Annotated in this window: 10 protein-coding genes; all 10 read right to left on the bottom strand. The window is 57.4% G+C overall.

What is annotated here, in order from left to right:
- Positions 1–50 precede the first annotated feature (50 nt).
- Positions 51–2,699 carry an ABC transporter permease gene (locus tag Q2B33_RS07000; protein WP_300784937.1) on the bottom strand — a complete coding sequence of 883 codons (2,649 nt, stop codon included), beginning with the start codon at positions 2,697–2,699 and terminating at the stop codon, positions 51–53.
- Positions 2,696–3,433 carry an ABC transporter ATP-binding protein gene (locus Q2B33_RS06995; RefSeq protein ID WP_300784935.1) on the bottom strand — a complete coding sequence of 246 codons (738 nt, stop codon included), beginning with the start codon at positions 3,431–3,433 and terminating at the stop codon, positions 2,696–2,698. Before Q2B33_RS06995 ends, Q2B33_RS07000 begins: the two co-directional genes overlap by 4 nt.
- 91 nt (positions 3,434–3,524) lie before the next feature.
- Positions 3,525–4,451 carry a sensor histidine kinase KdpD gene (locus tag Q2B33_RS06990; RefSeq protein WP_296472139.1) on the bottom strand — a complete coding sequence of 309 codons (927 nt, stop codon included), beginning with the start codon at positions 4,449–4,451 and terminating at the stop codon, positions 3,525–3,527.
- Entirely contained in the window at positions 4,448–5,146 is a 699-nt protein-coding gene (locus Q2B33_RS06985; RefSeq protein WP_296472142.1) for a response regulator transcription factor, read from the bottom strand. The genes Q2B33_RS06990 and Q2B33_RS06985 overlap by 4 nt, the downstream gene beginning before the upstream one ends.
- Positions 5,147–5,284: 138 nt before the next feature.
- Positions 5,285–7,843 carry an ABC transporter permease gene (locus tag Q2B33_RS06980; protein WP_300795158.1) on the bottom strand — a complete coding sequence of 853 codons (2,559 nt, stop codon included), beginning with the start codon at positions 7,841–7,843 and terminating at the stop codon, positions 5,285–5,287.
- Positions 7,844–7,856: 13 nt separating this feature from the next.
- The gene (locus Q2B33_RS06975) at positions 7,857–8,528 is read right to left on the bottom strand and encodes an ABC transporter ATP-binding protein (protein WP_296463188.1); all 672 of its coding nucleotides are present in this window, start codon (positions 8,526–8,528) and stop codon (positions 7,857–7,859) included.
- A gap of 408 nt (positions 8,529–8,936) precedes the next feature.
- Positions 8,937–9,110 carry a hypothetical protein gene (locus Q2B33_RS06970; protein WP_296463186.1) on the bottom strand — a complete coding sequence of 58 codons (174 nt, stop codon included), beginning with the start codon at positions 9,108–9,110 and terminating at the stop codon, positions 8,937–8,939.
- A gap of 78 nt (positions 9,111–9,188) precedes the next feature.
- Entirely contained in the window at positions 9,189–11,627 is a 2,439-nt protein-coding gene (locus Q2B33_RS06965) for an FtsX-like permease family protein (RefSeq protein WP_300815212.1), read from the bottom strand.
- Between the two features lie 109 nt (positions 11,628–11,736).
- Positions 11,737–12,402 (bottom strand): ABC transporter ATP-binding protein, encoded by a 666-nt coding sequence (locus Q2B33_RS06960; protein WP_296475413.1) that lies wholly within the window; start codon positions 12,400–12,402, stop codon positions 11,737–11,739.
- A gap of 157 nt (positions 12,403–12,559) precedes the next feature.
- Positions 12,560–13,330: a sensor histidine kinase KdpD gene (locus Q2B33_RS06955; protein ID WP_300913927.1), complete on the bottom strand. Its 771-nt coding sequence runs from the start codon at positions 13,328–13,330 to the stop codon at positions 12,560–12,562.
- Between the last annotated feature and the right edge of the window lie 306 nt (positions 13,331–13,636).

The following is a 13,636-nucleotide window of genomic DNA, read 5'->3' as shown; positions in this document are numbered from 1 at the left end:
TGTTCCGTCCCGTCTCTTTTTTCTATGGATTCCCTGCTTCAGGATGTCCCTCACTCCTGCCGCAGCCGCTCCACCGCGGTCTCTTTGGCGGCAAAATGATAGACAGCCAGAGGAATCGCCGCCCCCAGGGCCAGGTAGGCCAGCGCCAGCCCCAGGACAGGCCAGAGGTTCAGCCGGAAGGTGAAGAACCACAGGGTCCGGCCCAGCGCAATGTCAAGCATCCCGCCTGCCGCCAGCCCCAGGACCAGGGAGAGGGCCCCGGCCAGCAGGGCGTGGAGCATCCCTTCCGCCCCCAGCATCCGCTTCAGCTGCCCCCCGGTCATGCCCACCGCCTGGAGGACAGCCAACTCCTTCCTCCTGGCCAGGATGGAGGTCAGCTCCCCGTTTAGGAAGTTCAGCGCTCCCACCATGGCCAGCAGCCCGGAGAGGACGCCGCCCATGACCAGCACCGTGTTCCGGATTCCGGAGAAGGCCTGGTAATAGTCCTCCTTCCCCTCATAATCCAGGTCCGGCGCGGTCCTCCCGGTATATTGGGCCAGGAAGTCCGCCAGCGCCTCCCCCTTCCCTTCCTTTCCGTCGCACAGATAATTCAGGCAGAACGGGGCATTGCCGTCCCGTTTCAGGGCATCCGCCGCCAGGACGAAGCCCGCGCCGCTGTAATACCTGCTGGTCATGGGCTCCGGCATGGTCACCAGGGCTGCCACGGTATAGGTCACGGTGCGGTATCGCTCCGCCGAGAGATAGTAGTCATCCGGGTTCATGACCTCCACCTCCTCAGCCGTCAGCTCCCTGCCGTCCTCCCAGGCGCGCGTGCACCAGTCCTCCTCATAGCGGACGGTGACGCTGTCCCCCAAAGCGGCGTAATGGCTGCCTGGAATCGGCTGTCCATAGTCGTCTGTCTGACAGACGGCCGCGACGGCATGCCCGGAGGGATCCGCCAGGGCCTCCAGGCTGCCCTCCAGGACGGTGAGCTGTTCCATGGGGAAAGCCTCCAGGCCGTAGAGCTGTATGGGCTGGCTGTAGCCCCCGTCCGGCTGGCGCAGGCGTTCCATGCGCTTTCCCAGCGTCTCCTCCTCATAGATATCGCTCCAATGATAGCGGTAATATGATTCCGGCACAGCGGCGGAGACCCGCAGCTCCTGCCAGGTAATGCCTCCCTCCGCCACATAGCCGGTGGAAACGATTGCCTCCACGTCCCTCTGGGTCAGAGAGCCGTCCGCATAGCCCCGGCTTAAATAACCGGCATCCCCCACCACAAAGTCGCTGACTACAAAGCGCCGCAGGAATTTGTCCATGTCAAAGCCGCCGCCCAGGGCGAAGACCGTCTGGAACAGCACAGCCGCCAGGGCCAGGGAGAGCACGGTAAGCAGCGTCTTTTTCCGATTCCGGCACAGATTTGCCGCCGCCATGCCAAAAGGCGTGCCGCCGCCTTTGACATGTCTTTTCTTCTTCCCCAGGCCCCTGGCCCCGTCCGTATACCGGACGGCCTCCACCGGCGACACCTTGCCCGCCAGCCTCCCGGGCTTGCTGCAGGAGAGGAATACGGTAAGCAGTGTAAATAAAGTCGCGAAAACAAATATCCGGCTGTCCGCGCTGATCTCGGAGATCCTGCCGTAGCCCAGATTTTGGAGCATGGGGGAAATCCAGGCCCCCAGGAGCCACCCCAGCGCCAGCCCTGCCGGAATGCCTCCCAGCGAGAGGGTAAAGGCCTGGCCCCGGACGATGCCCCGGATCTGCCCCGGCGTGGTGCCGATGGTCTTTAAGAGGCCATAGAACCGGATGTCATTGGAGACGGAAATCTGGAAAATGTTGTAGATCACCAGATATCCCCCCAGCAGCACCACCAGCAGCAGAAAGCCCAGCGCCGCCAGCTCGGCGGCATCCCGACCCTCCATCGGCGAATTCAGGTAGCCCCAGTTCACGCCCAGATTCACGTATCCCTCCTCCCCCATGGACTCGCTCTGATAGCCGTGGTCGGCAAGAAGCTGCTGCAGCTCCTCCTGGATATGGGCGCCGGAGGAGAGGAACACGTTCAGCGACCAACTGCCGGAGAAATCGCTGTTCCCCTGAAATCCATGGTCGGAAAGGACGCTTTCCGCATACTCCTCCGACACACGGACATTGGCCGCCGTGCCGGCTGTGTCAAAGGCCCACCAGCCTGTGAGGATGAAGGTATCTGTGACATCCTGCTGCCTGGCGGTTCCATGGCCCAGGGAAATGGTCAGGGGAACCTCCGCTCCCACCCTGGGCGCAATGCCCAGCAGCTCCAGCACCCGGCTGTCACAGGCGATTTCCTTTCCCGAGGCAGGCGGTCTGCCCTCGGCTACGGTGCAGAAGCTGTGTTCCGCATAATTTTCCTCCATATAGCTGACTTCCGTATACTGCTTGTCAAAGGGCGCCCCGGACAGCACGCCCACCCCTAACCGGGCGCCGCTTTCCCGAATCCGCCCGTCCGTGCGCAGCTCTTCCGTCTGGTCCTCGGTGAGGCGCTTGAAGCCCCCGTGGAAATCCCCGCCCACCTGGCGGAACGTATCCTGCTGCACCGTCTCCAGCACGGAACCGCCCATGGTCAGCATGGCGGTGAAGAGCATGGCTGTCATGGCGATGGCCGTCATGGCGATGATGTTGCGCCCGCCGGAGGCCTTCAGAATCTTCCGGGAAATCCTGCGCAGCGTCTTTCCATTCCTTACCCGTATCATCCCGCCACCTCCGATCCCTGCTCCCTCCGGGCCCTTCCCCCTTCCGGCCCGTGCCCCTTCCCGGCAGGGCTTCCCTGAATCCGCCCGTCCTCGATGCGGATTACCCTGTCCGCCAGTTGGGCAATCTCCTCGTTGTGGGTAATCATCACCATGGTCTGGGAATATTTCCGGCCGGTGACCTTCATCAGGCTCAGGACATCCTGGCTGGTCCGGGAGTCCAGGTTTCCCGTGGGCTCGTCCGCCAGCAGGATGGCAGGCTTTGTGGCCAGCGCCCGGGCGATGGCCACCCGCTGCTGCTGGCCGCCGGAGAGCTGGTTGGGGAGGCTATCCAGCTTTTGCTCCAGGCCCAGCAGCTCTATGACCTGGCGGACGTAAGGCTCGTCCGGGCGCCCTCCGTCCAGTTGAATGGGCAGGACGATGTTCTCCCACACCGACAGGACAGATACCAGGTTGTAGGCCTGGAACACGAAGCCGATCTTCCGTCGGCGGAAGATGGTGAGGGCCTCGTCCTTCATGGAGAAGATGTCCCTGCCCTCCACCTCCACCCTGCCCCCGGTGGGCCGGTCCAGTCCGCCGAGCATGTGCAGCAGCGTGGACTTGCCGGAGCCGGATGTGCCCACGATGGCGAGGAATTCCCCCGCCTGGACTTTCAGGTTCACCCCGTCCAGGGCCCGCACCTGGTTTTCTCCTGTGCCATAGTATTTCGTCAGTTCTCTGGTTTCCAATATGGTCATTTTATGCACCCTCCGAAAAAAGTATGTCCTTCTACGATTCCACTATAACAGAGGAATCTTTCCAGGGCCTTTCTGAAATCTAACAGAATAGTCATATTTCGGAGAGCGCTGTCAAAGCCCTGGGGAGGAATGCCGAGAACGTGTTCCCTTTTCCCGGAACGCTGCCCACCTTCACATAGCCTCCCTGCCCGGCCAGTATCTGCCGGGTGAGGTACAGGCCGATGCCGACTCCCTCCTGTTTCCAGGCGGCCGGAGCCCGGTAGAAACGTCCGAAGATCTTCGCGTGCTCCTCCTCCGGGATGGCAGGGCCCGTGTCGGCGATATCGATTCTGGAAAACAGTTCATAGCTTTGGCTGCGGACGGTGATGCAGCCCCCTTCCGGCGTGTATTTGACCGCATTGTCCAGCAGGTTGCACACAGCCTCCTCCGTCCACTTTTCATCGAACACCGCCGGGGCGGGAGCCAGCTCCAGGAGGATTGTGATCCCCTTCTCTGCCGCCAGGCTCCTGTACTGCCCCGCCGCCCTGGCCCCTATGGCGGACAGATCTCCCCGGGTGGGATGGGGCACCAGCAGCCCCGATTCCAGACGGGAGGATTGAATCAGCGCCTCGATCAGGCCCTGCAGCTTTTCCGTCTGCCGGATCAGCTCTGCCGTCAGGCTTCCGGCCCCTTCCGGCAGTTCCTGTTCCTCCAGAAGTTGGGCATAGAGCCGGATATTGGTCATGGGCGTCCGCGTCTGGTGGGATATGTCCGACAGGAGGCGGCCCAGCTTGTCCCGCTGCTCCTCCAGGCTCCGCAGAGAGGACTGGCTGGAAGACAGGTACCGGGCCAGCAGGGATTCCGTGGCAGAATGGATGTCCTCGTCAAAGCGCTCTTCCTGAAAGGAGCCTTCCATGGCGGCTTGAACCATCTTCTCCAAACGCAGGTTGGAGCGCCGGATCATGTGCCTGGCGCTGGCCACCGCTCCGATCCCTGTCACACAGCATACAGCGGCCAGCAGGATTAGCCATGCATTCATTTCGAACCCTCCCAAAGGAGCGCTCCCCAGACATACCCGATTCCGTAGACAGTCCGCAGCCACTGGGGCTGGGAGGGATTTTCCTCCAGCTTATCGCGCAGCCGTTTCACAGTCACCGACAGGGCGTTTTCCTCCACGAATTCCGCCCCTTCCGTCCAGACCCGGTCCAGCAGCGCCTCCCGCGGAACCACATGCCCCTGGTTCTCCACCAGCGCCCGGAGGAGCCGCTGCTCCGTTTTGCTCAGGTCAACGGGCCGTCCCTCCCTCCTGTAGTCCATCCGGGCAAAGTCGAACCGGAAAGGCCCCGCCTCCCAGACCTCCCTTCTGTCCGAATCCCTCCGCCGAAGCTGCGCGTTCACCCTGGCCCGCAGCACGGCCAAAGAGAAGGGCTTCGTGATATAGTCGTCCGCCCCTGCCTCCAGGCCGGTGACCTGGTCGATCTCCATATCGTTTGCGGTGAGGAGGATCACCGGGAGATCCGGGCGCAGGCCCTTGCTCTCCTGAAGCAGCTCCAGCCCGCTGCCGTCCGGAAGATTCACGTCCAGAACCGCCAGACGGAAATCCCCGGCGGCAAGGATCTCCCGCCCCTCCTTCAGGGTCCCGGCGCTGACAACCTTGCGCCGGGGGTCTGCCAGGGCCAGGGCAATGCCGCGGCACATGGCTTCATCGTCCTCCAGTAAAAAAATCGTATCCATACGCTCACCTTTCTCCATCATCGAACATCCGTTCTTGCTTGGCGCCATATTCCACCTGCGGAGCAGCCTCCGCGACAGTGCTATTTTACCATATTCCCCGGGGGCATGCAAAGAAATCTGTCCGCTAAAAATCCAAAATTATTCTGTTCTCAACCGCTCAACAATGCTCTGCTTTTCCAGATTCTTGAAGCAGAGGAACGGGATGAGCACCGCAAAAGCCAGGAGGACAGGGGTGCAGATCATCAGCGGCATCAGGGTAAAATGGAAGGTGCTGAACTCATTGGCTGTCATGGCGCGGACACCGATTCCAACGGCCAGGGCGCTGACAAGATAAGAAACGATCAGCGTGATCGCCGCGTAATCCAGCCCCTCGCAAATCAGCATCTTCCGCAGCTGGCGCTTGGTCATGCCCACGGACTGGATCATGGCGAACTCTTTTTTGCGGGAAACAATGGCCGTGACCATGGAATTGATAAAGTTGAGCACGCCCACCAGGGCAATGATCACGCTGATGGTATTTCCCATGACTGCCGACGCCCGCGTTTCCGCCTCATACTGCTGTGTCATGGTTTTGCGGGATGTCACAGGCAGGCTGGTGTCAATGGTCTTGGTATATGCATCCAACATCTCCTGTGCCGCGGGGATATGTTCGTCCTCCACATGGAAGAACAGTCTCCGCAGGGTATTCTCCGGCCACTGCTGCCGGAATGCCGAAGCTGGGATAATAAAGCTCATGGAGTGCCGATTCTGTACGCCGCCTTCGTAAGCGCCTTCCTCCACAGCCTGCAGCGGATATACAATGGCCATCACCGTGTAGGTACGATTTTCAAGCGCAATGCTGCTTCCCACGGCAGGGACGGGCAATACGGCCTTTCTCTCCGAATCTGCGGAATCTATGGCAGGCCCGATGGCCAACACATAGCCGCCGCCGGCAAATTCTTCCGCATCATAGCTTCCGGAGAGCAGGTACCTGTCCTGGGTAATCGCATCCAGAGGGATGCCGTCCATTCCGTACAGTACGCCGACCGCTTCACGGGTCTCCATGGCGTTTTTTATCTGAGCAGGGCCGGAGGGGTCGTAAGTCGCCCAATCGTCCAGCATTTCCTGTGTATAGAAGGCGGCGATATTCTGCACGGTCTCATCGTCCAGCGTCAGTTCAAACTGATGAGAATATTGATGGCCAATGGCTTCCAGGCCGGCCAATCCTTCCACGGACGCCACCAGCTCGGCATTCAGGGTGGAGCCATGAGGGTCATATCCGCCAATATAGTCTGCGCTGCTGCTGTCGTCCAGCCGGAAGTCACTGATCGTCAGCTCAGACAGGTATTTCTCCATATCGAAAGCAGCATTCTTCGCGTAGAAACAGCTGAGCAGAACCAGCCCCAGGGTCAGAGAGCAGATTACGGTGACTGTCCGTTTTTTGTTGCGCCCCAGATTCGCCCAGGCCATTCCGGTAACGGAAGCGCCGTTCCGGGTGCGTTTGCTTTTCTTCCTGCCTGCGGTGGCGGCGTCGCTCATCCGCAGCGCTTCGATGGGAGAAACCTTACCGGCCAGCCTTGCCGGACGCAGGCAGGAGATTGTAACCGTCAGCCATGCAAAAAGGGCGGAGCCAAGGAAGATCACAGGGTGGGAGGAAACCACAGCCTTGCCCTCCAGCCGTCCCATCAGCACAGGAACCAGCACCATGCCCAGCAGCCAGCCCAGGAGAAGACCCAGGGGGATACCGATCGCGCACAGCCGGTTTGCCTGGCTGTAAATGAGCTTTTTGATCTGCTTTGTGGTGGTGCCCAGTGTCTTCAGCTTGCCATAGAACTGGATGTCGGCAGTGACGCTGATCTGAAAGATATTGTAAATGATCAGATAGCCGGCCAGGAACACCAGCGCCATGCCCAAGTACATGGGAAGGCTTTCCTGGGCTGCGGTAGCATTCATCTCCGGTGAATAGGCCAGATTCACGCCGTATTCCAAGTCTGTCAGTCCGGTGTCTGCCAAAATATTCTCCATGGTGGCCTCAATATCGCGGTCGCTGTGCAGAATCACCTGTGCGGTATGGAGTCCAAAAATATCTGTTTTTCCGTCAGGCACATGATTGCCGATCATCTCATCCGCAAATTCCCGGCTTACCCAGGCCATGCTGGCATAGACAGATTCGTTGCCCTCCCAGAAACCACAGAGGGTAAAGGTGGAGACAGTCACCTCATCCTTCGCAAGATCCTTGCGCCATTCCAGCGTTACAGGCTCCCCCAGCTGGTGGGGAATGCCCAGGCGATCCAGGGTCAGCGTGTCCAGAGCGATCTCGTCTGCTGCCGTCGGCATTGTTCCGGCGGCAGGCATGGCAAAGGAATGCCTGGCATTGATGTCGCTGCTCCAGCGGATCTCAACCTGTTTGCCGCCCAGCTTTTTGTTTTGTGCGAGGCCTAGAACAAGGCTTTCTCCGGCTTCCGCCACGTCAGGGTGGTCGGCAATCAGGGAAAACTGCTCTGGGGTGATGTTCTTGAAGGATGCCTGGCCGTCATAACCGGTCTGCCGGAAGGTCATTTCCACCATGTTTCTGCTCATGCTCTGTGCCAGGGTAAAGAGGGTGGTGAACATGATTGCAGTCATTAAGATGGCCATCACCGCCACCAGGTTCCGGCCTTTATTTTTCTTAAAATTACGCTGGTTCAGCGTTTGAATTGGTTTGAATCCTGTTTTCATCCTGCCGCCCTCCCTATTGAGACACCATGCGGCCGTCCTCAATTCGGACGATTCTGTCTGCCATCTGTGCGATTTCGGGGTTGTGGGTGATCATCACGATTGTCTGGTTGAATTCTTTGCCGGTCATTTTCAGCAGACCGATCACATCGTCACTGGTTTTGGAGTCCAGGTTGCCCGTGGGTTCGTCCGCCAGGATAATGGCTGGCTTAGAGGCCAGCGCCCGGGCAATGGCCACTCTCTGCTGCTGTCCGCCGGAGAGATTGTTGGGCAGGCTGTCCAGCTTCTTCTCCAGGCCAAGCAGGCGGACAATCTCCATGATAAATTTTTCATCCGGCCTGCGGCCATCCAGGGAGATGGGGAACACAATATTTTCCCAGACGCTGAGTACAGGCACCAGATTGTAATTCTGAAAAATGAAGCCGATATGGTTGCGCCGGAAAATGGTAGCCTGTTCGCTGTTCAGCTTTGCCAGTTCCGTATTTCCGATTTGGATGCTGCCCTGGCTGGGGGTGTCCAGTCCGCCCAGCATATTCAGCAGCGTAGATTTGCCGGAGCCGGAGGTGCCGATGATGGCGGTGAACTTGCCGCGCTCGATCTCCAGATCCACACCGTCCAAAGCCTTGACCAAGGCTTCTCCCTTGCCGTAATATTTTTTAAGACCGGTAGCCTTTAAAATTGCTTCCATAGATATTTCCTCCTTGTGACCGGGAATCGGTTTCCCTTTTCTGATTACATTCTATCAGTTCCATGTCACAGGGAAGGTACAATAAAGGTACAGTTTTGTACCTTTTGATCGAGTGGGGGAATGAAAGCCTTGAAAACAAAGAATATATCGCAGTGTGTCCGCCAATTCAAGGGCAAGAAACGGTGTGCTGCTTATAAATCTTCTTATAAGCATCTGTGCCACGGGGGACATTGGTGTAAAGCCGGATATCCCAATCGGGCCGGGTCTTGATGCCCCTCCCATATTTGGAACCCGTGCAGGAGTTTTTACATTTGGAACACTGTCCTTTCCCATAGGGGCAGCGCCACAGGCTTAAAACCATATTCCACATCATTCAAAACATAACTTTCCATTTTGCCAGTCCCTTTTTCACTTAGGAACTGCCCTTTTACGCTTATATTCTTCAATCACTGCCACCATTTCCTTACTCTTTTGAATACTTTTCTGCAATTCTGCTTCATTAATCTTATGATCCGGATCTGGTGTAATTATTTTCAAAGGTTCAAAGCTATATACCAAATCATTCAAAGATGTTTTTCCCATAACCAATACCCCACTTTCTACCGAATAATAGAACTTATGACTATAGGAAGCCGTTTTTGCTACCTATCCATGCAATTTTCACGCTACAATCCGCAAACGCTCCGTAATGCTCCCTTTCTCAATAAACCGGCAGCACATCAGGGGTACTGCCGCTGCCAGGAACAGCATGAGGGGCAGGGCTGCCCACAGGGGAGCCAGCGTGTAATGATAGGTCATGCACCAAGTGTTCAGCCTTGAAAAGACCGCCGGCATCCCAAACCAGGTCACAGAGAAGGTCACCGGCAGCAGAATCACGGTCAAAAGAGCCCCATGGAGCAGGCCCTCTGTGAGCAGAAGCCACCGCAGCTGTCCGCTTGTCATGCCAAGGCTTTGATAGACCGCAAATTCTTTTCTCCGCACCATGGTCTTTGTGACCAACATATTGGCAAAGTTCAGCAGGCCAATGGCCATCAGCACGATTCCCACGATTAGCTTCGGCAGGCATTCATTCAACCTGGCGTTTTGGAACACTTCCTGATAATCGCTGCGCATCCGGACACTGATCCCGCGATTCAGGCTCTGTTTATACGTGCTGAGATAGTGCTCAAATTCCTCCTGCCCATCATGGTCAATGTTGACGGCCAACTGGCGGATGCCCTCATCCGGGAACAGCCTGTCAAATAAGGACAGCGGCACAAAATAAGTCAGATGAAAGCTGGACTCCAAGCTGTTGCTTCCGCTTAAAAAGGAGGTATCCCCCATAACGGAAGCCAGCACGGAAAGCCGCTCTCCCCCCAGCTCCACCGTCTCCCCGGCGGCAGGCGAGGACACGCCCTCCACATAAGCCCCTGCAGCCACGACATACCGTCCGTCAGCAAACTGTTCTACGTCAAAATCACCGCTGGTGACGGGACAGTTATCCAGTACATACCGCAGGTAGGCGTCCTCCAGCGCAATCACGATGCCGTAGTAGCTGCCCGTCTGTTCCAGGCAGTCCAGACCGGCACACCAATCGGGGTAGGCAGCCTGACTTTCTCTGCGGGTCATGGTCTCATCATAAGGTTCATTGTAAAAGTCCACGATCCGTTGGCGCAGCCCGTCAGAAGCCCTCAGCTCCACTTCCTTGGATTTCAGGACGCTTACCTCCAGAACCTCACCGCGTCCGCGCAAATCGCTGACGATCTGTTCCGTGATAGCCCGGTTATTGGGGTTATACCGCTGTACGGTGGAAGCCGCAGAGCCGTCCTCGATGGTGTAGTCCCAGGGCGACATCCCGTTTAAGTACAAATCCTCGTCGTAGCTGGTGTAGCGAATCCAGGTGGAGCAGAGCAATAACAGGGAGAGCAGCAAGGACAGCAGGGAAAGAATGGTACGCCCTTTATTTCTCCACAGGGAGCGGAGAGCCAGACGAAGAATGCCGACTTTCCCTGTGCTGCTGCGCCCCTGCCCTTTCGGCACCCCTTCCTCCAAATTCCGCAGCATCTGTGTGGGCATCCTTCCGCCTGTCCGGACAGCAGGCAGAAAGTACGCCAGTAAAACGGTTCCGAAGGCACTGAGCGCTGCCAGGGCGAAGGTCTCCCAGGACAGGAAGTAGATGGCCGGGTTCTGCTCCATGCCAGTCACGATCCGCGGCGTCACCAGATAGTGGATGCCGAATCCCATCAGCCAGCCGGGGAGCAGGCCGAAAAGGGAGAGCAGCCCAGCCTTCTCCAACAGAAACCACCGGATCTGCCGGGGTGTCATGCCCAAAGTCTTCAGCCCTGCAAAAAAGCGGGTATCCTGATCCATGGCCACATGGATGATACTGTAAATCATCAAAAAACCGCACAGAAGCACCACCAATGCAGGAATGTAGAAGGGCGTGGCCTGCTTGCCCGCCATTTCCATTCTGGCTTCGTTATAGGCCAGATTGGTGGTGTAAGCCACCTGATTGACCCCCTGATCCGCCATGATCTGCTGCGCCTGCCGCTCCAGCTCCTTTGGCTGCCAGAGATCCACCCCCATGGTGACGGACGCCGTATCCGGGTATCCGGGCAGAAGTCCGGCAGCGCACTCCGCTGTCACCCAGGCGCAGGCTTCTGTGAAGTTCATGGGGCTTGCCCACCATCCGCAGAGGGTAAAATCCGTGCTGTGCCCTCCTCCCCTGCTGTCCGTCCACTGAAGGGACACCGGAGCGCCCAGCTCATGCAGAACCCCCAGAGAGTCCATGGTAAATTTATCCAGAGCGATTTCCCCCGCTTTCTCCGGCAAACGCCCCGTTGTAGGAACAGAGAGGACGCTCCGGGCATAGTCCCGGTCGGTTACCGCCAGCTTAACGCTGCGAACCCCCATCATCTCATCGGAGAGCTGCCCCAAAGCGCTGATCCGGACTGTGCTTTTTACATTGGGATGCTGGGCTAATTTCTCTGCCTGATGGGGAGTCAACCCCTGGTAGAGGATGTGGCTGGTGGAGCCGTATCGGTACTCATAATTGAGCAGATACGCATTTTCTACGGAGCTGCCCAGGAGAAACGTGAAGGAATACAATCCCGTAATCAAAACCACGGCAAAAGCCAGCAGCAAATTTTTTGTTTTGTGAAATCTGAAATCCCGCCGCGCAAGCGTGTGACATATTTTCAGGTTGTTATTTGCAAGCATGGCACCCTCCTTACGCCTTCAGACGGCCGTCTTCCATGCGGAGCACACGGTCGGCCATCTGTGCGATCTCAAGGTTGTGGGTGATCATAATGAGGGTCTGGCGATAGGTCTCCACGGACATTTTCAAAAGCCCCAACACATTTTGTCCGCTTTTTACATCCAGGTTTCCCGTAGGTTCGTCGGCCAGAAGAATGGCCGGCTTCCCAAGCAGCGCCCTGGCGATTGCCACCCGCTGCTGCCCGCCGCCGGAAAGCTGGTGGGGATAGGCATTCAGCCGATCCTCCAGGAAAAGCTGCCCCACCACCTCCCCAAAGAAACGCCGATCCGGCGTACTGCCAGCCAGGCTGAGGGGGAACAGAATGTTTTCCTTTACGGTCAGCGTGGGAACCAGATTAAAATTCTGATACACAAAGCCTACTTTGCCGCGGCGGAATACAGCCAGCTCTCTTTCCTTCAAACCGGACAGATTTACGCCGTCTACAATCACTTCCCCCTCATCAGGGGTATCCAGCCCGCCGATCATGTTCAGCAGAGTGGTCTTGCCGGAGCCGGATGCACCGATGATGGCGGTAAACCTGCCTTTCTCAATGGAAAGGTCGATACCGTCCAGGGCTTTGACCTGTGCCTCTCCCTTTCCAAAGTATTTTTTTAAACGATGTACCGTTACGATTTCCATAGCTTCGCGCTCCCTCTGTCCCTTTTTCCTTTTTCCTATACGCTGTTTGCCCATAACAGTTCAGGCCGCCCCTCCCGCAAAGCCAAAAGGCGTATCCTTCGGGCTTTGTGTGCCTCTACGCAACAGTCCGGTGTCCTGTCTGGACTGTTGCGTTCAATCAGCTCAGCAAATACACAGAGAAGGTGGTGCCTTCTCCAACATTTGATTTTACGCTGATATAGCCTTTCTGCCGCGTAATGATCCCGTTGGCAAGATACAGCCCCAGCCCCACGCCTTCTTCGGCAGCCGTTTCCTGCGCCCGATAAAAACGCTGAAAAATATCGTGATAATGCTCTTCCCGGATGCCGATACCGGTATCGGAGATGTCAATCCGCGTATAGAATTGCCACGGGCGGACAGACACAGAAATGCTGCCGCCTTCCGGGGTGTATTTTACCCCGTTGTCCAGGATATTGCCCAGAGCCTCCGCCGTCCACTTAGGGTCATGCTGCACCGTAATCGACGGCGCGCAGTCCGCGGACAACTGGATATTTTTTCTGTCCGCTTTCGCCCATACGGTACTGATCGCCTGGGCGATGGTCTTCTCAAGGGGCGCTTCTTCCATGTGCAGGACAAATGTCCCCGTCTCCAGCCGGGACATTTTGATCAGAGATTGCATCAGAAATTCCAGTTTATTGATCTGCGAGGCCATGGTCTCCAGAAACTCCGCCCGCTTTTCCTCTGTGAGCCGATGCTGCCGAAGGATGCCGGTAAACATCTGGATATTGGCAATGGGGGTCTTCACCTGATGGGAAATGTCGCTGACCAGCTCCTGGATGGTCTGCTTATCCCGCTGGCTCTGCACCTTGCCCTCGTTCATGATGTCATAGTATTGCAGGAGCTTTCCCTGTACCCTGGCTGTCACGCTGTCCTCATAAGGCCGCTCCACCTCCGGCTGCCTCCCGGAGATCAGGGCGTCCAGCGTATCGCATATTTCGTCTGCAAAGCGGAAGATCTGTCTCTGCCAAACCCATATCCACAGCCCGGCCAATGCAAAAATGCCCCCTGTCACGGCCAACAGGCTGTAACGGACACCGGAACGGGGTACATATGCCCACAACAGCCGGCACAGCAGGGAAAAAAGCGCCCCGGCCGCCAAAATCATCAGAATTTTCAGAGTTTTCACACTCTTCTTCATTGTCTGCCTCCTGTCCAGATATACCCCATCCCCCGGATGGTCTTGATATAGATATGA

The organism is uncultured Acetatifactor sp. (assembly GCF_948601915.1).
Lineage (GTDB): Bacteria > Bacillota > Clostridia > Lachnospirales > Lachnospiraceae > Acetatifactor.
This window is presented reverse-complemented; position numbering and strand designations above follow the sequence as displayed.

Bases quoted from the DNA above. Each gene is read 5' to 3' on its own strand.
- Q2B33_RS06990 (WP_296472139.1), bottom strand. From the start codon at position 4,451: ATGAATGCATGGCTAATCCTGCTGGCCGCTGTATGCTGTGTGACAGGG.
- Q2B33_RS06970 (WP_296463186.1), bottom strand. From the start codon at position 9,110: ATGGGAAAAACATCTTTGAATGATTTGGTATATAGCTTTGAACCTTTG.
- Q2B33_RS06985 (WP_296472142.1), bottom strand. From the start codon at position 5,146: ATGGATACGATTTTTTTACTGGAGGACGATGAAGCCATGTGCCGCGGC.
- Q2B33_RS06980 (WP_300795158.1), bottom strand. From the start codon at position 7,843: ATGAAAACAGGATTCAAACCAATTCAAACGCTGAACCAGCGTAATTTT.
- Q2B33_RS06975 (WP_296463188.1), bottom strand. From the start codon at position 8,528: ATGGAAGCAATTTTAAAGGCTACCGGTCTTAAAAAATATTACGGCAAG.
- Q2B33_RS06960 (WP_296475413.1), bottom strand. From the start codon at position 12,402: ATGGAAATCGTAACGGTACATCGTTTAAAAAAATACTTTGGAAAGGGA.
- Q2B33_RS07000 (WP_300784937.1), bottom strand. From the start codon at position 2,699: ATGATACGGGTAAGGAATGGAAAGACGCTGCGCAGGATTTCCCGGAAG.
- Q2B33_RS06995 (WP_300784935.1), bottom strand. From the start codon at position 3,433: ATGACCATATTGGAAACCAGAGAACTGACGAAATACTATGGCACAGGA.